The 19,610-nt window shown below is 62.1% G+C and carries 18 protein-coding genes and 2 rRNA genes; 12 read left to right on the top strand and 8 right to left on the bottom strand.

Annotation, left to right across the window (positions count from 1 at the left end; genetic code table 11):
- Positions 1 to 153 precede the first annotated feature (153 nt).
- From bpln_RS13435 to bpln_RS13420, 5 genes are all read left to right on the top strand, one after another.
- Positions 154 to 3,033 (top strand): 23S ribosomal RNA (locus bpln_RS13435).
- Between the two features lie 138 nt (positions 3,034 to 3,171).
- Positions 3,172 to 3,285: ribosomal RNA gene (gene rrf / locus bpln_RS13430) — 5S ribosomal RNA — on the top strand.
- Between the two features lie 134 nt (positions 3,286 to 3,419).
- Positions 3,420 to 3,809: a Cu(I)-responsive transcriptional regulator gene (cueR, locus tag bpln_RS13425; protein WP_055139047.1), complete on the top strand. Its 390-nt coding sequence runs from the start codon at positions 3,420 to 3,422 to the stop codon at positions 3,807 to 3,809.
- A 230-nt stretch (positions 3,810 to 4,039) separates the two neighbouring features.
- Entirely contained in the window at positions 4,040 to 4,186 is a 147-nt protein-coding gene (locus tag bpln_RS34025) for a DUF3563 family protein (protein ID WP_080937219.1), read from the top strand.
- 149 nt (positions 4,187 to 4,335) lie between these two features.
- Positions 4,336 to 4,641, top strand: coding sequence for a hypothetical protein (locus bpln_RS13420; protein ID WP_042626702.1), 306 nt, complete (start codon positions 4,336 to 4,338; stop codon positions 4,639 to 4,641).
- 38 nt (positions 4,642 to 4,679) lie between these two features.
- On the opposite strand, the gene bpln_RS13415 is transcribed toward bpln_RS13420, so the two are convergent.
- Positions 4,680 to 5,525, bottom strand: coding sequence for a 23S rRNA (adenine(2030)-N(6))-methyltransferase RlmJ (locus bpln_RS13415; RefSeq protein WP_042625572.1), 846 nt, complete (start codon positions 5,523 to 5,525; stop codon positions 4,680 to 4,682).
- 111 nt (positions 5,526 to 5,636) lie between these two features.
- Complete coding sequence (locus bpln_RS13410) at positions 5,637 to 6,608, bottom strand: potassium channel beta subunit family protein (protein ID WP_042625571.1); 972 nt, start codon at positions 6,606 to 6,608, stop codon at positions 5,637 to 5,639.
- 174 nt (positions 6,609 to 6,782) lie between these two features.
- Here bpln_RS13410 and bpln_RS13405 point away from each other — a divergent pair, with 174 nt between their 5' ends.
- Positions 6,783 to 7,571, top strand: coding sequence for a 3-hydroxybutyrate dehydrogenase (locus tag bpln_RS13405; protein WP_055139046.1), 789 nt, complete (start codon positions 6,783 to 6,785; stop codon positions 7,569 to 7,571).
- A 205-nt stretch (positions 7,572 to 7,776) separates the two neighbouring features.
- Here the strand turns inward: bpln_RS13405 and bpln_RS13400 are convergent, their stop codons facing one another.
- Positions 7,777 to 8,976 carry an amino acid aminotransferase gene (locus bpln_RS13400; RefSeq protein ID WP_055139045.1) on the bottom strand — a complete coding sequence of 400 codons (1,200 nt, stop codon included), beginning with the start codon at positions 8,974 to 8,976 and terminating at the stop codon, positions 7,777 to 7,779.
- Between the two features lie 259 nt (positions 8,977 to 9,235).
- On the opposite strand from bpln_RS13400, the gene uvrB reads away from it, so the two are divergent.
- The 5 genes from uvrB to bpln_RS13375 all read left to right on the top strand — a co-directional run bounded on the left by uvrB (position 9,236) and on the right by bpln_RS13375 (position 14,845).
- Positions 9,236 to 11,326, top strand: coding sequence for an excinuclease ABC subunit UvrB (uvrB, locus tag bpln_RS13395; RefSeq protein WP_055139044.1), 2,091 nt, complete (start codon positions 9,236 to 9,238; stop codon positions 11,324 to 11,326).
- A 244-nt stretch (positions 11,327 to 11,570) separates the two neighbouring features.
- On the top strand, positions 11,571 to 12,122 hold the full coding sequence (locus tag bpln_RS13390) for an iron transporter (protein WP_055139043.1): 552 nt from the start codon (positions 11,571 to 11,573) through the stop codon (positions 12,120 to 12,122).
- A gap of 76 nt (positions 12,123 to 12,198) precedes the next feature.
- Complete coding sequence (locus bpln_RS13385) at positions 12,199 to 12,540, top strand: cupredoxin domain-containing protein (RefSeq protein WP_055139042.1); 342 nt, start codon at positions 12,199 to 12,201, stop codon at positions 12,538 to 12,540.
- 59 nt (positions 12,541 to 12,599) lie between these two features.
- A complete protein-coding gene (locus bpln_RS13380; protein ID WP_055139041.1) occupies positions 12,600 to 13,442 on the top strand; it encodes an FTR1 family iron permease in 843 nt (280 codons plus the stop codon).
- Entirely contained in the window at positions 13,439 to 14,845 is a 1,407-nt protein-coding gene (locus bpln_RS13375; RefSeq protein ID WP_055139040.1) for a 4Fe-4S binding protein, read from the top strand. The genes bpln_RS13380 and bpln_RS13375 overlap by 4 nt, the downstream gene beginning before the upstream one ends.
- A 256-nt stretch (positions 14,846 to 15,101) precedes the next feature.
- Here bpln_RS13375 and hemP read toward each other — a convergent pair whose 3' ends face one another.
- From hemP to bpln_RS13360, 3 genes are all read right to left on the bottom strand, one after another.
- A complete protein-coding gene (gene hemP / locus bpln_RS13370) occupies positions 15,102 to 15,344 on the bottom strand; it encodes a hemin uptake protein HemP (RefSeq protein WP_042625563.1) in 243 nt (80 codons plus the stop codon).
- Positions 15,345 to 15,499: 155 nt separating this feature from the next.
- Entirely contained in the window at positions 15,500 to 15,985 is a 486-nt protein-coding gene (locus bpln_RS13365; protein WP_042625562.1) for an SRPBCC family protein, read from the bottom strand.
- An 86-nt stretch (positions 15,986 to 16,071) separates the two neighbouring features.
- On the bottom strand, positions 16,072 to 16,944 hold the full coding sequence (locus tag bpln_RS13360; protein WP_055139039.1) for a pirin family protein: 873 nt from the start codon (positions 16,942 to 16,944) through the stop codon (positions 16,072 to 16,074).
- A gap of 112 nt (positions 16,945 to 17,056) precedes the next feature.
- On the opposite strand from bpln_RS13360, the gene bpln_RS13355 reads away from it, so the two are divergent.
- Positions 17,057 to 18,028 carry a LysR family transcriptional regulator gene (locus bpln_RS13355; protein WP_055139531.1) on the top strand — a complete coding sequence of 324 codons (972 nt, stop codon included), beginning with the start codon at positions 17,057 to 17,059 and terminating at the stop codon, positions 18,026 to 18,028.
- Between the two features lie 354 nt (positions 18,029 to 18,382).
- Here the strand turns inward: bpln_RS13355 and bpln_RS13350 are convergent, their stop codons facing one another.
- Entirely contained in the window at positions 18,383 to 18,805 is a 423-nt protein-coding gene (locus bpln_RS13350; protein ID WP_042625560.1) for an ExbD/TolR family protein, read from the bottom strand.
- Between the two features lie 12 nt (positions 18,806 to 18,817).
- On the bottom strand, positions 18,818 to 19,558 hold the full coding sequence (locus bpln_RS13345; RefSeq protein ID WP_042625559.1) for a MotA/TolQ/ExbB proton channel family protein: 741 nt from the start codon (positions 19,556 to 19,558) through the stop codon (positions 18,818 to 18,820).
- Positions 19,559 to 19,610: the final 52 nt, after the last annotated feature.

Below are 19,610 nucleotides of genomic sequence, written 5' to 3'. Positions count from 1 at the left end.
GCTTATTTGAGATGGGCGTGGAAACTATCCGGGTTGTGATTGTATCGATGTATCTCAAGAAGATTCGAACTTAAATGTTCGGCTCAATTGGAATACGGCACAAATGCGAGAACTCAACCTGTAACGGCTGTCGAGAAGACAGACCCGTTATAGGGTCAAGCGAACAAGTGCATGTGGTGGATGCCTTGGCGATCACAGGCGATGAAGGACGCGGTAGCCTGCGAAAAGCTACGGGGAGCTGGCAAACGAGCTTTGATCCGTAGATGTCCGAATGGGGAAACCCACTCCTTTTGGAGTATCCATGACTGAATACATAGGTCATGTGAAGCGAACGCGGTGAACTGAAACATCTAAGTAACCGCAGGAAAAGAAATCAACCGAGATTCCCAAAGTAGTGGCGAGCGAAATGGGAAGAGCCTGTACTCTTTATTTGTATTGTTAGCCGAACGCTCTGGAAAGTGCGGCCATAGCAGGTGATAGCCCTGTAGGCGAAAACAGTATGAAAGAACTAGGTGTACGACAAGTAGGGCGGGACACGTGAAATCCTGTCTGAAGATGGGGGGACCATCCTCCAAGGCTAAATACTCGTGATCGACCGATAGTGAACCAGTACCGTGAGGGAAAGGTGAAAAGAACCCCGGGAGGGGAGTGAAATAGATCCTGAAACCGCATGCATACAAACAGTCGGAGCCTCGTAAGGGGTGACGGCGTACCTTTTGTATAATGGGTCAGCGACTTACGTTCAGTAGCAAGCTTAACCGAATAGGGCAGGCGTAGCGAAAGCGAGTCCGAATAGGGCGTTCAGTTGCTGGGCGTAGACCCGAAACCAAGTGATCTATCCATGGCCAGGATGAAGGTGCGGTAACACGTACTGGAGGTCCGAACCCACTAACGTTGAAAAGTTAGGGGATGAGCTGTGGATAGGGGTGAAAGGCTAAACAAACTTGGAAATAGCTGGTTCTCTCCGAAAACTATTTAGGTAGTGCCTCGTGTCTCACCTTCGGGGGTAGAGCACTGTCATGGTTGGGGGGTCTATTGCAGATTACCCCGCCATAGCAAACTCCGAATACCGAAGAGTGCAATCACGGGAGACAGACATCGGGTGCTAACGTCCGGTGTCAAGAGGGAAACAACCCAGACCGCCAGCTAAGGTCCCCAAATATAGCTAAGTGGGAAACGAAGTGGGAAGGCTAAAACAGTCAGGAGGTTGGCTTAGAAGCAGCCACCCTTTAAAGAAAGCGTAATAGCTCACTGATCGAGTCGTCCTGCGCGGAAGATGTAACGGGGCTAAGCTATATACCGAAGCTGCGGATGCACATTTATGTGCATGGTAGGAGAGCGTTCCGTAAGCCTGCGAAGGTGCATTGTAAAGTGTGCTGGAGGTATCGGAAGTGCGAATGCTGACATGAGTAGCGATAAAGGGGGTGAAAGGCCCCCTCGCCGTAAGCCCAAGGTTTCCTACGCAACGTTCATCGGCGTAGGGTGAGTCGGCCCCTAAGGCGAGGCAGAAATGCGTAGCTGATGGGAAGCAGGTCAATATTCCTGCACCATTGTTAAATGCGATGGGGGGACGGATCGCGGAAGGTTGTCCGGGTGTTGGAAGTCCCGGTCGCTGCATTGGAGAAGGCGCTTAGGCAAATCCGGGCGCGGAATTCAAGGATGTGGCGCGAGCTTCTTCGGAAGCGAAGCAATCGGAAGTGGTTCCAAGAAAAGCCTCTAAGCTTCAGTTTAACAGTGACCGTACCGCAAACCGACACAGGTGGGCGAGATGAGTATTCTAAGGCGCTTGAGAGAACTCGGGAGAAGGAACTCGGCAAATTGGTACCGTAACTTCGGGATAAGGTACGCCCCTGTAGCTTGACTGGCCTGCGCCAGAAGGGTGAAGGGGTTGCAATAAACTGGTGGCTGCGACTGTTTAATAAAAACACAGCACTCTGCAAACACGAAAGTGGACGTATAGGGTGTGACGCCTGCCCGGTGCCGGAAGATTAAATGATGGGGTGCAAGCTCTTGATTGAAGTCCCGGTAAACGGCGGCCGTAACTATAACGGTCCTAAGGTAGCGAAATTCCTTGTCGGGTAAGTTCCGACCTGCACGAATGGCGTAACGATGGCCACACTGTCTCCTCCCGAGACTCAGCGAAGTTGAAGTGTTTGTGATGATGCAATCTCCCCGCGGCTAGACGGAAAGACCCCATGAACCTTTACTGTAGCTTTGCATTGGACTTTGAACCGATCTGTGTAGGATAGGTGGGAGGCTATGAAACCGGAACGCTAGTTTCGGTGGAGCCGTCCTTGAAATACCACCCTGGTTTGTTTGAGGTTCTAACCTTGGCCCGTGATCCGGGTCGGGGACAGTGCATGGTAGGCAGTTTGACTGGGGCGGTCTCCTCCCAAAGTGTAACGGAGGAGTACGAAGGTACGCTAGGTACGGTCGGAAATCGTGCTGATAGTGCAATGGCATAAGCGTGCTTAACTGCGAGACCGACAAGTCGAGCAGGTGCGAAAGCAGGTCATAGTGATCCGGTGGTTCTGTATGGAAGGGCCATCGCTCAACGGATAAAAGGTACTCTGGGGATAACAGGCTGATACCGCCCAAGAGTTCATATCGACGGCGGTGTTTGGCACCTCGATGTCGGCTCATCTCATCCTGGGGCTGTAGCCGGTCCCAAGGGTATGGCTGTTCGCCATTTAAAGAGGTACGTGAGCTGGGTTTAAAACGTCGTGAGACAGTTTGGTCCCTATCTGCCGTGGGCGTTGGATATTTGAAGGGGGCTGCTCCTAGTACGAGAGGACCGGAGTGGACGAACCTCTGGTGTACCGGTTGTCACGCCAGTGGCATCGCCGGGTAGCTATGTTCGGAAGAGATAACCGCTGAAAGCATCTAAGCGGGAAACTCGCCTTAAGATGAGATATCCCCGGGGACTTGATCCCCTTGAAGGGTCGTTCGAGACCAGGACGTTGATAGGTCAGGTGTGTAAGCGCAGTAATGCGTTCAGCTAACTGATACTAATTGCCCGTAAGGCTTGATCCTATAACCGGTCTGTTTTGCACCAGTCTTGCTGGTGCGCAGCGGTTGGATTCTTGACATGCCGTGCCGTACAAGCACAACCCAAACTACTTCTTCCAGATTGGTCGTGGCGCGACACACGCGACGCGACAACCCTCTTAGCCTGATGACCATAGCGAGTCGGTCCCACCCCTTCCCATCCCGAACAGGACCGTGAAACGACTCTACGCCGATGATAGTGCGGATTGCCCGTGTGAAAGTAGGTAATCGTCAGGCTTCCTCCTTCGAAACCCCCGCTGCCCGCGCAGTGGGGGTTTTGTCTTTTCCAGGCTCGGAAATCGCGCGGATAGCCTCGCACGTACCTGACGACATCGCGCTAAGATCATTTGATATTGCCTTGGGAGAATCGTGTGAATATCGGTGAAGCCGCCCGCGCTTCGGGCGTCAGTGCGAAGATGATCCGCTACTACGAAAGCGTAGGCCTGATCGAGCCGGCGCAGCGAACCGATGCCGGCTACCGCACATATGGCAACAACGAAATCCATTTGTTGACGTTCATTCGACAGGCGCGCCGACTCGGCTTCCTGGTCGACGACGTGCGCAAGCTTCTCGCACTCTGGCAGGATCGTGGTCGCGCGAGTGCAGAGGTCAAATCGATCGCGCTCGAGCACGTCTCCGAACTTGACCGGCGCATTGCCGAATTGACCGACATGCGCAATACGCTGGCCAGGCTCGCGGCCCACTGCCATGGAGACGATCGGCCGGAGTGCCCGATTCTCGAGCGTCTCGCTGACGCTTGATTGCACTTTCGTGGTGCATTCGCGATCACTCCAAAATCACCTTTTGCCTGTTAATTTCATATAAATCAAGGCATTGATTGGCTCGATAACATTTCATTCCGAATTGGAATGCATTTCATTCGTGCATTTCATTAGCTTCTTGGTGCGCTCTCGCTATAATTCGGGATAACCCTATACGGGATATCCCTGAAGTGATTCACGGGGGATCTCAAACTTCCTTGGAGAGCATCATGGTTGCGTACATCGTCGAAAAACTGAGCTACTGGTTCGAATCCGCGGAGCGTGAGCGTCGCGAAGCCTATCTGGCGGAATCGAGCGACATCGTTCAACTTGAGCAGCGTATTCGCGCCCTCGAAACGAACGGCTATTCGCTGTAAGATTTGGCTGGATGCAGGCATGCGTTGAGCATGCAAAGTAGAACAAGCCCCGAAATTGTCGGGGCTTTTGTTTTTTGCGGAGCGATCGATCACATACCGCACTGTCCGCGCTATCGTGTCGCTGACGATCTCAACCAAGGATGGATGGTATGTGCCTCGACGACTCTCGAACGCGTGGCTCCGGCATTCGCAAGCTTGTCGTGCCTGGACTGATCTGCATGGCCGCGAGCCACGGCGCGATTGCCGCGCAGGACCGGCCGCCCGTTGTGCTCGACACGCAAACCGGTATTCATGACGGACGTTCCGGTGTCGTGCTGCAGACGGCGCCGCTCAATCCGGCGCCGATAGTCACGCCTGCCGAGATTCGGCAGCCGGCGGGGCAGCAACAAAACAACCAGGTGCCGATGGTGGTAGCTCCCTATATCAAGGTGCCGACGCCTTCCTATCGGCAATAGGTGTCGCGCGGGGCGTCGTTCCGACGTACCGAGACAGGTCACGCGCTGCGTGATTCGATCCCGAACTTGGCACCGCTGTCCTGCCCAAGCGCGTCGGCGAGATACGGCAGGGCACTGCGCATCGATTCCACCAGCGTATACGGCGGGTTCAGGATGAACATCCCGCTGCCGTAGAGCCCGAAGCCATCCGACGGCGGGTGGCTGACGGTCAACGTCAGATGCAGCCAGTTGCCCGGCTGCAGGCGTTTCAGATGGTCGGGGAAGCGTTCGGATTCCGGACGCTTGACCTGTGGATACCAGATCGCGTAGCAGCCGGTCGCGAAGCGCTTCAGCCCCTCCTCGACACAGGTCAGCGTTCGCGCGTAATCGCGCTTGTCCTCATATGACGGATCGATCAGCACCATGGCCCGGCGTGGCGGCGGAGGCAGCAATGCCTTGAGCCCCTCGAAGCCGTCGGCCGCATAGATCATGGCGCGGCGCCCGGCGTCGCGGAAGTTGTGCCGCAGCACGCCGATTTCGGTGCTGTGCATCTCGAACAGGCGCATTCGGTCCTGCTCGCGCAGCAGGCGCCACGCCAGATAGGGCGAGCCCGGGTAATAGCGCAGCTGACCGGCGTCGTTGCAGGCGCGGATCTCGGCGACATATGCTTCCAATGCTTCGGGCAGCTTGTCCGCGCTCCACAGTTTCGCGATGCCGGTTTCGTACTCGGCGGTCTTGGTGGCGAACCCTTCGTCCAGCGCGTAGATCCCCGCGCCCGCATGCGTGTCGACGTACCAGTACGACTTGTCTTTCTTGTTGAAATAGCTGAGCAACTGGACGACAACGGCGTGCTTGAGCACATCCGCATGGTTGCCGGCATGAAACGCGTGGCGATAACTGAACATGGCGGGGGATGAGACGAATGAAATCGAAATCGGCCGCGGACCCGACGCCGGCGCCGCAGGGGCGGCGCGACACCTGATCCTCGCGCGGCCGACTATTGTACGCGACGGCGCTTACTGCGCCTGATCGCCGACGATCTCTTCGATACGCTGCTTCAGTTCGGGCGAAATCCGCGCCGCCACCTCGACCGCCTTCATGTTCTCGCCAATCTGCTCCACGCGCGAGGCGCCGGTGATCACGGTGCTGACGTTCGGATTCTTCAGCACCCAGGCGATCGCGAGCTGGGCGACGGTGCAGCCGAGTTCGTCAGCGATACCGGCAAGCTTGGCGACCGCTTCGTTTTTCGCGGGATGCGTGAGCTGGTCGCGTAGCCAGTCGTAACCCTGCACTGCGGCCCGGCTCCCTTCGGGTACGCCATTGCGATACTTGCCGGTCAGCAGGCCCGATGCGAGCGGGCTCCAGGTCGTCAGGCCGAGGCCGATGTCCTCGTAGAGACGCCGGTATTCGCGCTCGACACGGCGTCGGTGGAACAGGTTGTATTGCGGCTGCTCCATGACCGGCTTGTGCAGGTGATGCCGCTCGGCGATGCCGTAGGCCGCCCGGATCTCGTCGGCGCTCCACTCCGACGTGCCCCAGTACTGCGCCTTGCCGCGCGTAATCATGTCGCTCATCGCCCAGACCGTTTCCTCGATCGGCGTGTTCGGATCGGGGCGATGGCAGAACACGAGATCGACGTAGTCGAGCTTCAGTCGCCGCAGCGATCCGTCGATCGCATCCATCAGGTATTTACGGTTCAGCGTGTGGTACTGGTTCGGGGCCTCGTTCAAGCCCCAGAAGAATTTTGTCGAGACGACGTAGCTGACGCGCGACCAGCCGAGCGCCTTCAGCGCTTCGCCCATGATTTCTTCGGATTGGCCGTGCGCATAGACCTCGGCGTTGTCGAAGAAATTGATGCCGGCATCGCGTGCCGCCGCCAGCGATTCGCGCGCGGCGTGCTGGTCGACCTGATTGCCGTATGTCACCCACGAGCCGATCGACAATTCGCTGACCTGCAGCCCCGACCGACCCAAACGCCTGTAATTCATGTGACCTCCTCGAATTGGGACAGCGGCTAGCTTAGCCCGTTTGACGGCTGCATGCAGTCCGCTTCATGCACAATAGCAGCGCCGCGCGCGCGGCGGCATTGGCCGAACGGCCGGCTTGCGGCGCGGGTGCGGCAATGTTTTCATGGATCGAACTGGATTTGGGGAGACGTCGGTATGGTTTTGAAATTGAACAGCAAAGTCGCCGTGGTCACGGGCGCCGCGAGCGGCATCGGCAAGGAAATCGCCTTGGAACTCGCGAAAGCAGGCGCGGCCGTGGCGATCGCCGACCTGAATCAGGAAGGCGCGGACGCGGTGGCCGAGCAGATCAGGCAGGCGGGCGGCAAGGCACTTGGCGTGGCGATGGACGTCACGAGTGAAGACGCGGTGAACGAGGGCATCGACAAGGTCGCGCAGGCGTTCGGCTCGATCGACATCCTGGTGTCGAACGCCGGCATTCAGATCGTCAATCCGATCGAGAACTACTCGTTCGCCGACTGGAAGAAGATGCAGGCGATCCACGTGGACGGCGCGTTCCTGACCACCAAGGCCGCGCTCAAGCACATGTACAAGGACGACCGCGGCGGCGTGGTGATCTACATGGGCTCGGTGCATTCGCACGAGGCCTCGCCGCTGAAGTCGGCCTACGTGACCGCCAAGCATGGCCTGCTCGGCCTCGCGCGCGTGCTGGCCAAGGAAGGCGCGAAGCACAACGTGCGTTCGCACGTGGTCTGCCCGGGCTTCGTGCGTACGCCGCTGGTCGACAAGCAGATCCCCGAGCAGGCCAGGGAGCTTGGCATCAGCGAGGAGGAGGTCATCAAGAAGGTGATGCTTGGCAATACGGTGGACGGTGTGTTCACGACGGTGGAGGACGTGGCGCAGACGGTGCTGTTCCTGTCGGCATTCCCGAGCGCGGCGCTCACGGGCCAGTCGTTCGTCGTCAGCCACGGCTGGTTCATGCAGTGACACCGGCGAGCGCGCCGCAGCCAACGGCAGCGTTGTGCCGCGCAGGCGGCCATCTGACGCTAGCCGGCAGCCAGGCACGACGTGCCGCGCGGCGTCCGTGGCTGGTTGATACCGGTTGGCACCGATCAGCGCCGGAATAAAAAAACGCGCTCTCGGGAGCGCGTTTTCGGTCGGCCGCAGCGCGAGGTCCGCGCCGAGATGCCGTTTACTTCAGCACTGCCGCGATCGCGTTCGCGACCGCGTCGAGGTTGCGCGTGTTCAGCGCGGCCACGCAGATGCGGCCGGTGCTGACGGCGTAGATGCCGAACTCTTCGCGCAGGCGATCGACCTGGGCGGCCGTCAGGCCCGAGTACGAGAACATGCCGCGTTGCGCATTGATGAAGCTGAAGTCGCGATCGACGCCGCTTGCCTTCAGGCGCTCGACGAGGCCGTTGCGCATCGCGCGGATGCGGTCGCGCATTTCGCCGAGTTCCTCGACCCAGGCGGCATACAGTTCCGGCGAGGCCAGCACCGCCGAGACGAGCGCACCGCCATGCGTCGGCGGGTTCGAGTAATTGGTGCGGATCACGCGCTTGAGCTGCGACAGCACGCGCGTGGCTTCGTCCTTGCTCTCGGTGATGATCGACAGCGCGCCGATGCGCTCGCCGTACAGCGAGAACGACTTCGAGAACGACGACGACACGAACACGTTCAGGTCCGCAGCGGCGAACAGGCGCACGGCGGCCGAATCGGCTTCGAGGCTTTCGCCGAAGCCCTGGTAGGCCATGTCGAGGAACGGTACGAGCTGGCGCGCCTTGACCACTTCGACCACCCGGCCCCATTGCGCGTCCGTCAGGTCGACGCCGGTCGGGTTGTGGCAGCAGGCGTGCAGCACGACGATCGTGCCGGCCGCGTAGCCGTTCAGCGCGTCGAGCATGGCGTCGAAGTTCACGCCGTTCGTGGCCGCGTCGTAGTACGGATAGACGTCGACCGGAAAGCCGGCCATCTCGAACAGCGCGCGGTGGTTTTCCCAGCTCGGATTGCTGATCGCGACGCGGGCGTTCGGGTTCAGCATGCGCAGGAAGTCGGCGCCGATCTTCAGCGCGCCCGTGCCGCCGATTGCCTGCGCGGTCACGACGCGGCCCGCCGCGATCAGCGGGGAGTCGTTGCCGAGCACCTGCTTCTGCACGGCCGCGTCATAGGCGGCGATACCGTCGATCGGCAGGTAGCCGCGCGGCAGGCCGGCCTCGACCCGCGCCTTTTCCGCGTCGCGCACCGCGCGCAGCAGCGGGATCTTGCCTTCCTCGTTGGTATACACGCCGACCCCGAGATTCACCTTGGTCGGGCGCGTATCGGCGTTGAATGCTTCGTTGAGGCCCAGGATCGGATCGCGGGGCGCGAGTTCGACAGCGGAGAAGAGCGACATGGTGATTTCGCAGCAGTGAGTAGTGGAATGAAATCGGGGTCCGGATCCCGTGCGAGCGAAGACGGGAGGCCGCGCAGTCTGACGCCGCCGCGGTCGCCGGAGCGAATCTTTCTATTGTAGCGAATTGCGTCGCGATTTCGGCCAAAGCCGGGAGCGGCGTCGCAGGTATCGGGGCGCGAACCGGGCGGCGTCGGGCGCTCAGCCCGCCCGACGCCGAAGCGCTAGAATGCTTGTTTGCACGCGGCCCGGCTCTCGACCCATGTCCGAACATTCCCCCGAAGTTGCCGTCGAACTCGACGAATCGAAATTCGTCGAGTTCGACGGCTCCCCGTTCCAGCTCTACCAGCCGTATCCGCCGGCGGGCGACCAGCCCACCGCGATCGATACGCTCGTCGAGGGCGTCGAGGACGGCCTGTCGTTCCAGACGCTGCTCGGCGTGACGGGTTCCGGCAAGACCTTCACGATGGCGAACACGATCGCGCGGCTCGGCCGCCCGGCCATCGTGTTCGCGCCGAACAAGACGCTCGCCGCCCAGCTCTATTCGGAGTTCCGTGAGTTCTTCCCGCGCAACGCAGTCGAGTACTTCGTCTCGTACTACGACTATTACCAGCCGGAAGCCTATGTGCCGCAGCGCGACCTGTTCATCGAAAAGGACTCGTCGATCAACGAGCACATCGAGCAGATGCGGCTGTCGGCGACCAAGAGCTTGATGGAGCGGCGCGACGTCGTGATCGTCGCGACCGTGTCGGCGATCTACGGTATCGGCAATCCGTCCGAGTACCACCAGATGATCCTGACGCTGCGCAACGGCGACCGGATCGGCCAGCGCGACGTGATCGCGCGGCTGATCGCGATGCAGTACACGCGCAACGAGCAGGATTTCCAGCGCGGCACGTTTCGCGTGCGCGGCGACACGATCGACATCTTTCCGGCCGAGCATGCCGAGATGGCGGTGCGCGTCGAACTGTTCGACGACGAAGTCGAGACGCTGCAGCTGTTCGATCCGCTGACGGGCCGGGTGCGCCAGAAGATTGCGCGCTTCACCGTCTACCCGTCGTCGCACTACGTGACGCCGCGCGACACCGTGATGCGCGCGGTCGAGACAATCAAGGATGAATTGCGCGAACGGCTCGAGTTTTTTTATGGCGACAACCGTCTCGTCGAGGCGCAGCGGCTCGAGCAGCGCACGAGGTTCGATCTCGAGATGCTGCAGGAACTCGGCTTCTGCAAGGGCATCGAGAACTATTCGCGGCACTTCTCGGGCGCGGCGCCCGGCGAGCCGCCGCCGACGCTGGTCGACTACCTGCCGTCCGATGCACTGATGCTGCTCGACGAATCGCATGTGCTGATCGGCCAGCTGAACGGCATGTACAACGGCGATCGCGCGCGCAAGGAGAATCTCGTCAACTACGGATTCCGCCTGCCGTCCGCGCTCGACAACCGCCCGCTGAAGTTTCCCGAGTTCGAACGCAAGATGCGGCAGGTCGTATTCGTGTCGGCGACGCCGGCCGACTACGAGCAGCGCGTGTCAGGGCAGGTGGCCGAACAGGTGGTGCGGCCGACGGGGCTCGTCGATCCCGAGATCGAGGTGCGTCCCGCGAGTTCGCAGGTCGACGACGCGCTGGCCGAAATCAACGAGCGCGTGAAGGCCGGCGAACGCGTGCTGATCACGGTGCTGACCAAGCGCATGGCCGAACAGCTCACCGAGTTCCTGGCCGATCACGGCGTCAAGGTTCGCTATCTGCACAGCGACATCGACACCGTGGAGCGCGTTGAAATCATCCGCGACCTGCGGCTCGGCACGTTCGACGTGCTGGTCGGGATCAACCTGCTGCGCGAGGGGCTCGACATCCCGGAGGTGTCGCTCGTCGCAATCCTCGACGCCGACAAGGAAGGCTTCCTGCGCGCCGAGCGCTCGCTGATCCAGACGATCGGCCGCGCGGCACGCAACGTGAACGGCAAGGCGATTCTCTACGCCGACAACATGACCGATTCGATGCGCCGCGCGATCGACGAGACCGAGCGACGCCGTGCCAAGCAGATCGCGCACAACGAGAAGCTCGGTATCACGCCGCGCGGCGTGGTGAAGCGGATCAAGGACATCATCGACGGTGTCTACAACGTCGACGAGGCGCGCGCCGAACTGAAGGAAGCGCAACAGCGCGCGAAATTCGAGGACATGTCGGAGAAGCAACTGGCGAAGGAAATCAAACGGCTCGAAAAACAGATGGCCGACTACGCCAGGAACCTCGAATTCGAGAAGGCGGCCCAGACCCGAGACCAGCTCGCGCTGCTGCGCGAGCGCGTGTTCGGCGCCAACGTCGGCGACCATGTCGGCGGGGCCCGCTGAGCGCTCCGATTCCGCCGTGCCGGCCGGCGGCGCTCCTCGTGAAACTTCCGAAATCCTTTCTACATCAAGGGCTTGAATTTCTTTCCGCGTTGTCCGCCACGGGGTTCGGTGCTAAACTCGCAAATTATTGAGAATGGTTCGCATTAACGTTCGTAGTTACCCGCATTGCCGATCGGCTCAGGTGCTTTCGTGGGCGTTCGCGAGGCGGTTTCAATTCATCCGACGATAACAACTAGGAGTTTCAATGTTCGCTTCATCCCTCACCCGTAGCGGGATTGCAGTCGCGGCGGCGCTGGTCGCGATGTCGGCATCGGCGGCCGAGTATCCGATCGGCAAGCAGCAGATCCAGGGTGGCATGGAAGTCGGCGTCGTATATCTGCAGCCGATCACGATGGAACCGGAAGGCATGATGCGCAAGGCATCGGATTCCGACATCCATCTCGAGACGGACATCCATGCGGTGAAGAACAACCCGACCGGCTTCGCCGAGGGCGACTGGATGCCGTATCTGCAGGTCGAGTACAAACTGACCAAGCAGGGTGACGCGAAATGGAAGGCGGAGGGTGACCTGATGGGCATGGTCGCGAACGACGGCCCGCACTATGGCGACAACGTCAAGCTCGACGGCCCGGGCAAGTATCACCTGTCGATGACGGTGAAGCCGCCGATGCAGATGGGCCACATGGCGTTCGGCCGCCACGTCGACAAGGAAACGGGCGTGGGCCCGTGGTTCAAGCCGTTCACGCTCGAATACGATTTCCCGTTCGCGGGCATCGGCAAGAAGGGTGGTTACTGATCGCGTCGCGTATCGCGTCGCGCCGTCCGGTACGGCCGGGCGGCGCCGCACGGTGCCGCCCTCAACGAGAAACACAATGAGATTCCCCAGGATTTTCGCCGCCTCGCTCCTCGCCTTCGTCACCGCCACGGTCGCCATTGCTGCTCATGCGGCCGATCTGCCGACCTTCAAGCTCGAGATGGCGGATGGCAAGCTCAGCCCGGCGCGCATCGAGGTGCCGGCCGGCCAGCGCTTCAAGATCGAGGTCCGTAATACCGGCAAGGGCGCGGTTGAGTTCGAGAGCGTCCAGTTGCGCAAGGAGAAGGTGCTCGCGCCCGGTGCCGAGTCTTTCGTCGTGATCGCACCGCAGTCGCCGGGCGAGTACAAGTTCTTCGACGATTTCCACCAGCAGGCGCAGGGCGTCATCGTCGCGAAGTAGTCCCGATTTATCGTGCGGCCGCGGAGGCCCCGCCGCGGCCGGGGTACACGGAGGTTTCAATGGGTCAAATCATCTTCATCGTCTGGCGCGAGAGCGTCGAGGCGCTGCTCGTCGTGGGCATTCTCTATGCGTGGCTCAGGAACGGCGACGCCCAGGCGCGTCGCGGGCTGCCGTATCTGTGGGTCGGCGTCGCGGCCGGCCTGCTGCTGGCGATCGGTCTTGGCGCCGCGCTGGTCGGGTTCACCGAAGTGCTGTCCGGCGATGCGCAGGACTATTTCCAGACCGCGATGGTGCTGGTTGCCTGCGTGCTGATCGTGCAGATGGTGATCTGGATGAAGCGACACGGACGCACGCTCAAGCGCGAGATGGAGCAGTCGCTGCAGGAAACGACAAAAACCGCAAACTGGTGGGGCGTGGCCGTGCTGGTCGCGCTCGCGATCGCGCGTGAGGGCAGCGAGACGGTGATCTTCCTCTACGGCCTCGGGTTCGGGCAGACGGGCCACGTTGGCGGCGCACAGGTGTTCGCGGTGCTGATCGGCTTCGCGCTTGCGCTGTTGACGTTCTACGTGCTGCAGTTGGGCGGCAAGGTGTTCTCGTGGCGGCTGTTCTTCCGCGTCACGGAAATCATGCTGCTGTTCCTCGGCGCGGGCCTGTTCGAAGCCGGCGTCGACAAACTGATCGACAAGGAAATCCTGCCGCTCGGCATCTCGCAGCTGTGGGACACCTCGGCCATCCTCGACGATTCGAGCACGTTCGGCTCGCTGGTTGCGACGCTGACCGGCTATCGCGCGCATCCGGCGCTGATGAATCTGGTTGCCTACGTGGCGTATTGGGTGGTCGTCTACGCGCTGCTGAAGTTCACGGCGCGCCGCCCGGTGGCCGCGACGGGGCGGGCTGCATGAGCACGGCCGTGCGCGGCGTGCGCTGGAACTGGAGCCGGCTGTCCGAGGCCGGTCAATGGATGCAGCGCCATGGCGGCTTGATTCGCGGGATCCAGTGGGTCGTGGTCGCCGTCTACGCGTTCCTGATCCTGGTGCCGGCATTCACGCCGCTGCCCGACGATACGGCGCACCTGTGGAGCAATCTGACGCTGGCCGCGCAGTTCGTGTTCTGGGGCATCTGGTGGCCGTTCGTGCTGCTGTCGATGGTGATGCTCGGGCGTGTCTGGTGCGGCGTGCTGTGCCCTGAAGGCGCGCTGGCCGAGTTCGCCAGCAAGTTCGGCCGCGGCCGCGCGATCCCGCGCTGGATGCGCTGGGGCGGCTGGCCGTTCGTCGCGTTCGGCATCACCACGATCTACGGGCAGATGGTCAGCGTCTACCAGTATCCGCGCGCGGTGCTGCTGGTGCTGGGCGGCTCGACCTTCGCCGCGATGGTGATCGGCCTGCTGTACGGCCGCGAGAAGCGCGTCTGGTGCAAATACCTGTGCCCCGTCAACGGCGTGTTCGCGCTGCTCGCGCGCCTCGCGCCGCTGCGTTTCAAGGTCGACGAGGACGCCTGGCGCCGCTCGTACACGCAGGGCGAGCATGGCCATCGCGTGATTCCGATCAACTGCGCGCCGCTCGTCCCGCTACGCAACATGAAGGGCGCGGCCGCCTGCCATATGTGCGGCCGATGCAGCGGCCACCGCGATGCGATTGCACTGACGCTGCGTTCACCGGCCGAGGAAGTCGTCGAGCTCGGCGACAAACAGGCGAGCGCCTGGGACACCGCGCTGATCCTGTATGGCCTGCTCGGCATCGCGATCGGCGCGTTCCACTGGACCGCGAGCCCGTGGTTCGTGGCGATCAAGCAATGGCTCGCGGGCTGGCTGATCGATCACGACATCACCTGGCCGCTCGAGACGAACGCGCCGTGGTTCCTGCTCACGCACTATCCCGAGCAGAACGACGTGTTCTCGTGGCTCGACGGTGGCCTCGTGGTCGGCTATATCGTCGGCACCGGCCTGATCTACGGCACTGCGCTGCTGATCGTGCTGACAGCCTCGGCTGCGATGCTCGGCCGCTTCGAGCGCGTGCGGCTGCACCATCTGGCGCAGGCGCTGATTCCGCTCGCGGGGGCCGGCGTGTTCCTCGGCCTGTCGGCGACCACCTTGTCGCTGCTGCGCGCCGAGCATGTGCCGCTCGATTGGGCATCGCCGGTGCGAATCGCGATTCTCGTTATCTCGAATATGTGGAGCGCGTGGCTGGCCTGGCGCGTGACCGGCCGCTATGCGGGCTTGCCGCGTCGTCTCGCCGCGACAGCCGGCTTCGTGCTGGCGCTCGCGATTGTCGATAGCGCCTGGTGGTTGATGTTCTGGCATTTCTGACGCCCGGTTGCCATTGCTGCGTGTTGAACGGAAAGCGCTTCGTCCCATGCGTGCCGCTCAAGGCATAAAAAAAGCGACGTGCCCGTCAGGCACGTCGCTTTTGTCCGTCTGCATGAGAACCAAAAAAATGGCTTGGCTTGCTGTAACGACTGCTTGAGTGTGGTTGCACGAAGGGGTCTAGATCTCGCGTGCAAGCCGTTACGGCTGGCTAGTGCCCAACACCTCTCAAGGAGGTGGTCCCCACAATACTCGGTACTTACTTCGTCAAAATCAGTTTGCCCAGGCGAGTGGCGCGCAACTGGTAAGTTTCGCCGTTATGCATGATCGAAACATGCGTGCGACCCTGCAGCAGCGTATCGCTGGCGACGACACGCTGATTCGAATCCGGCTTGGCCGTGGATTCCGTTTTCGTGACAGCCGCTACTTTCGTGCGGCCACCGGGTACGACACCGCTGGTGCGGCGCAGGGTCAGCGTGGAGGAGCGCATGAGTTCGGTCATCAGGACGTTTAATCAGTTGCGAGTCGATGGAATGAATTCTAAATGATAATTATTCCCATTTACAAACGATGTTTTTTCATCGAAGCACAGATGCCGATAGTTTTTTGTAAAGTCCGCGCCGGCGGCTCCCGAAGGGGCGCCGGCGCGCGGCGCATTCAGTGCAGCGGATCGGGATCCCGGCGTCCCTGGGCGTATTCGCGAATCAAGCGGACCGTGTCGATGTCGGAGGTGCGGTAGGCCTCCTTGACGATGCCCTGCGTCTGCCTCGCGTCTTCGGTGTCGGCCGTGTCGGGTAGCGTGGTGCGGTATTCGAAGCGCAGGAACAACTCGGCGTCGGCGCGCTCCTCGATCGTCATCGTCAGCGAGCCGCCGATCTCGCCATTGGCGGCGTGAACGTCATAGCGGACTTGATGGTTCGTCGTGAACGTCACGCGATCGCGGATCGTCGCCTGACCGAAATGCAACTCGCGTTCGAGCGTGGTCTCCGTGCGCTCGCGGATCTCGCAGTGATCAAGACCGATCACGAACAGCTGCGGCTGTTCGGCGCGCAGCACGAGCCCTTCCCAGAGTTGGTCGCGGGTGAGCGTCGGCAACGTCGGGTTGTCCGGCGCATTGATCTGGATCAGGTGTTCAAAATTCAAGGGTACGGGTTCCTTCTGTCGATGTGGCGGCGGGCCGCAATATGGAACCATTGTGACGCAATTCGCTAACCTCGTCCGGCTCCGGATCAGGCCTCGATCGCGCCCATCCTGCCGGCCTGGTAATCGGCCACCGCGTCGCGAATCTCCTGTTCGGTATTCATCACGAACGGCCCGTAGCGGACGATAGGCTCGGCGATCGGACGGCCGCCGAGCAGCAGCACGTCGAGCGGCGCGTCGCCGGCTTCGAGATCGACGGTGTCGCCGTCGTCGTCGAACACGATCATCTGCCGCGGCCCGCTGACCTGCCGGCTCGCGCCGTAATGGCCGGCGCCGGCGATCGGGTAGGCGAACACGCGGTGATCGCGCGGCACGGGCAGGCTGATGCGCGCGTGAGACTGCAGCGTCAGGTGCAGGACCAGCAGCGGCGTTTGCGTGTCGATCGCCGCGCGCACGCCCAGCGCCTCGCCGGCGATCACCTTCACGCTGGTGCCGCCGTCGGCCGAGGTCGCGCATGGAATGTCGGCCGACGCGAGGTCTTGATAGCGCGGCGCGAGCCGCTTGTCGCCGCGGCGCAGGTTCACCCAAAGCTGGAAGCCGTGGATACGTCCGCCCGCGGCCGCGAACGCCGGGTCGGGCATCTCGCTGTGGATCAGCCCCGCCCCGGCCGTCATCCACTGCACGCCGCCCGCGCGTAGCTCGCCCGTGTGTCCCGCCGAATCACGATGGCGGAAATGGCCGTCGAGCAGGTAGGTGACGGTTTCGAAGCCGCGATGCGGGTGATCGGGCGCGCCCTTCGCCGTGCCGGGCGCGTAATCGACCGGCCCCATCTCGTCGAGCAGCAGGAACGGATCGAAATCGGCGAGCAGGCGCGTGGGGAACGGGCGGTGGACCTGGAAACCGGCGCCTTCCGTGGCCCGGAGGGACGGATAGACGCGCTGGATCGAGCGCGGTGCTGGCATCGGATATTGTCCTGAAATGATCGGGCTGGCTGGTCGAAGCTATTATATGGACCAGCCAGCGCTTGAAATCGGCGCGATCCGCAATGGATCGTTCTGGAATTGGAACGATGAAATGAATATCGATGCACACAACCTGAACGACCTGATGTACTTCTCGCAGGTCGTCGAACATGGCGGCTTCTCGGCCGCGGAACGCGTCCTCGGCATCTCGAAGTCGCGGCTGTCGCGGCGCTTGACGGAGCTCGAGGCGACGCTCGGCGTGCGTCTGCTGCAGCGCTCGACGCGCAAGCTCGCGCTGACGGAGGCCGGGCAGCTGTTCTACCAGCACTGTCAGGCGATGCTGGCCGAGGCGCAAGCGGCGATGAACGCGGTCCAGCAGTTGCGGGCCTCGCCGCGCGGGACTGTGCGCGTCAGCGTGCCGGTCACGCTGTCGCAGACGATGATGTCGCGGCTGCTGCCCGAGTTCCTGCATCGCTTCCCCGAGGTGCGCGTGCAGGTGCGCGTGACGAACCAGGTGATCGACCTGTTCGAGGATTCGATCGACGTGGCCTTGCGCGTGCGCTCCGAGCCGCCCGAGAACGCCAATATCGTGGTGCGTCCGCTGTGGCGCACCGAGCAGATGCTGGTCGGCTCGCCGAGTCTGCTGAGCCAGAACGCGCCGCCGCTCGCGCCGGGTGACCTGGGACGCTTCGAGACGCTCGACACGCCGTCCGGCGACGGCCGCCACGTGTTCACGCTGATCGCGCCGAACGGTACGCGCCATCAGCACGAGCACGAGCCGCGGCTCGTGACGGCTGATCTGATGACGATCCGTGAGGCGGTGCTCGACGGGGTCGGAATCGCCGCGCTGCCGGAGATGATGTACGGCAACGCGCTGCGCGCGGGGCAGCTGTCTCCGGTGATGCCGGGCTGGACGCTGCCGGTGCCGCAGCTCTATGCGGTATTCGTGTCGCGCCAGGGCATGCCGCCCGCGGTGCGTTCGTTCGTCGATTTCCTCGTCGAGAAGCTCGACAACGATTACCGCGAGCCTTCCTGTCCCGAGCGCGAGCAGAAGCCGGCCGAGCAGAGCGTCGCGGCGGCATGAAGCCGTTTTGTCATCGAAGTGCCGCGCGCCATCGCGAGATTCAATCGGGGCACGCTTGAATGCCCGCGCGGCGCGGCCTATATTGGAATCCCAATCGCAAAGGGATGTTCCTAGCGAATCCGGTGGCCGCATATATTGCGAGCCAGATAGGGCAGAACGCGCCAGTCCGTGCAGACCACGGCGTGCCGCATTGCGTTGCTCCAGGCGCCTGACGCCGCCGAAGAGCCCGCCGCCCGAAGGCGCCCGCGTGCGCATAAAAAAGGCCTTCATCTGTCGATGAAGGCCTTTTCCTTTGCGGCGCCGAGATAGTCGGTGAATTGATTCGGACTGCTGGCGGACGCGTCGCGCCGGTCGTTATTTCGATTTCGGATCGGTCACGAAACCGAGCTTCGTGAGGCCGCCCGATTGCGCGGCCGACATCACGTCGGCGACGCGCTCGTAGGCGATCTTGCGATCGGCGCGCAGATGCAGTTCCGGCTGCGGATCGACCTTCGCGGCCTCGGCGATCTTCGCCTGCAGCTCGGCATCGCTGACGGGCTGGTCGTTCCACATCACCGTGCCGTCGGCCTGGATCGCGACGTCGATCGTCTTCGGCTTGATGTCGACCTTCTGGCTGCTCGCGTGCGGCAGGTCGATCTTCACCGCGTGATGGATCGCCGGCAGCGTGACGAGGAAAATGATCAGCAGCACGAGCATGACGTCGACGAGCGGCGTCATGTTGATCTCGTTCATCAGGTCGTCGTCGTCGTCATCGCCGAAGGAGGAGTTCATTGCCATGCCGGACTCCGCTCAGTGGGTGTGCGCGCGCGTGGACGCGAGACGGATCGAATCGCGGCGCTTCGTCGAGGCGAGGCGCGTACCCGTCACGAAATAGGCGTGCAGGCCGTGCGCGAAGCGGCGCAGTTTCGTGACGACGCCCTTGTTGGCGCGCGTCAGCGCGTTGTAGCCGAGCACCGCCGGGATCGCGACGAACAGGCCGAACGCGGTCATGATCAGCGACTCGCCGACCGGGCCGGCGACCTGGTCGATCGAGGTCTGGCCGGTCGCGCCGATCGTCAGCAGCGCATGATAGATGCCCCACACCGTGCCGAACAGGCCGACGAACGGCGCCGTGCTGCCGATCGAGGCGAGCACCGCGAGGCCGCTCTGCATGCGCGCGACGCTGCCGTCCATGGTGTCCTTCAGGCAGCGCGTGATCCACTCCGACACGTCCATGCGGTCATGCAGGTGCGGCTGCGTCTGCTGGTGGTGCTCGGCCGCTTCCTGGCCTGCCAGCGCGAGCGCGAGCAGCGGGTTGTCCTGCAGGCTCGACGACGCGTCGCGCAGCTTCTGCAAGCCCTTGTCGAACTCGTCGGAATGCCAGAACGCCTGATCGGCGTTCTTCATCAGGCGGCCGAGCCGAATCACGTTCCAGCCCTTGATGACGATGACGAGCCAGGACATCACCGACATGACGAGCAGCACGATCGCGATGGTGCGCGTCACGAAATCACCTTGCGCCCAGACGTGCGCGATACCGTAGCTTTGCATTTCCTTTCCTTTGTTTGAATCCGGCGAGGCTGAATCAGTTATCGATCGGTTC

The organism is Burkholderia plantarii (assembly GCF_001411805.1).
GTDB lineage: Bacteria > Pseudomonadota > Gammaproteobacteria > Burkholderiales > Burkholderiaceae > Burkholderia > Burkholderia plantarii.
The sequence above is the reverse complement of the archived record's forward strand: the minus strand, read 5'-3'. Positions and strand labels throughout refer to the sequence as shown.

What these genes read in the sequence shown, in the direction of transcription:
- bpln_RS34025 (WP_080937219.1), top strand. Translation starts at nt 4,040, where the DNA reads ATGGTTGCGTACATCGTCGAAAAACTGAGCTACTGGTTCGAATCCGCG.
- bpln_RS13420 (WP_042626702.1), top strand. Translation starts at nt 4,336, where the DNA reads ATGTGCCTCGACGACTCTCGAACGCGTGGCTCCGGCATTCGCAAGCTT.
- bpln_RS13415 (WP_042625572.1), bottom strand. Translation starts at nt 5,525, where the DNA reads ATGTTCAGTTATCGCCACGCGTTTCATGCCGGCAACCATGCGGATGTG.
- bpln_RS13410 (WP_042625571.1), bottom strand. Translation starts at nt 6,608, where the DNA reads ATGAATTACAGGCGTTTGGGTCGGTCGGGGCTGCAGGTCAGCGAATTG.
- bpln_RS13405 (WP_055139046.1), top strand. Translation starts at nt 6,783, where the DNA reads ATGGTTTTGAAATTGAACAGCAAAGTCGCCGTGGTCACGGGCGCCGCG.
- bpln_RS13400 (WP_055139045.1), bottom strand. Translation starts at nt 8,976, where the DNA reads ATGTCGCTCTTCTCCGCTGTCGAACTCGCGCCCCGCGATCCGATCCTG.
- uvrB (WP_055139044.1), top strand. Translation starts at nt 9,236, where the DNA reads ATGTCCGAACATTCCCCCGAAGTTGCCGTCGAACTCGACGAATCGAAA.
- bpln_RS13390 (WP_055139043.1), top strand. Translation starts at nt 11,571, where the DNA reads ATGTTCGCTTCATCCCTCACCCGTAGCGGGATTGCAGTCGCGGCGGCG.
- bpln_RS13385 (WP_055139042.1), top strand. Translation starts at nt 12,199, where the DNA reads ATGAGATTCCCCAGGATTTTCGCCGCCTCGCTCCTCGCCTTCGTCACC.
- bpln_RS13380 (WP_055139041.1), top strand. Translation starts at nt 12,600, where the DNA reads ATGGGTCAAATCATCTTCATCGTCTGGCGCGAGAGCGTCGAGGCGCTG.
- bpln_RS13375 (WP_055139040.1), top strand. Translation starts at nt 13,439, where the DNA reads ATGAGCACGGCCGTGCGCGGCGTGCGCTGGAACTGGAGCCGGCTGTCC.
- hemP (WP_042625563.1), bottom strand. Translation starts at nt 15,344, where the DNA reads ATGACCGAACTCATGCGCTCCTCCACGCTGACCCTGCGCCGCACCAGC.
- bpln_RS13360 (WP_055139039.1), bottom strand. Translation starts at nt 16,944, where the DNA reads ATGCCAGCACCGCGCTCGATCCAGCGCGTCTATCCGTCCCTCCGGGCC.
- bpln_RS13355 (WP_055139531.1), top strand. Translation starts at nt 17,057, where the DNA reads ATGAATATCGATGCACACAACCTGAACGACCTGATGTACTTCTCGCAG.
- bpln_RS13350 (WP_042625560.1), bottom strand. Translation starts at nt 18,805, where the DNA reads ATGGCAATGAACTCCTCCTTCGGCGATGACGACGACGACGACCTGATG.
- bpln_RS13345 (WP_042625559.1), bottom strand. Translation starts at nt 19,558, where the DNA reads ATGCAAAGCTACGGTATCGCGCACGTCTGGGCGCAAGGTGATTTCGTG.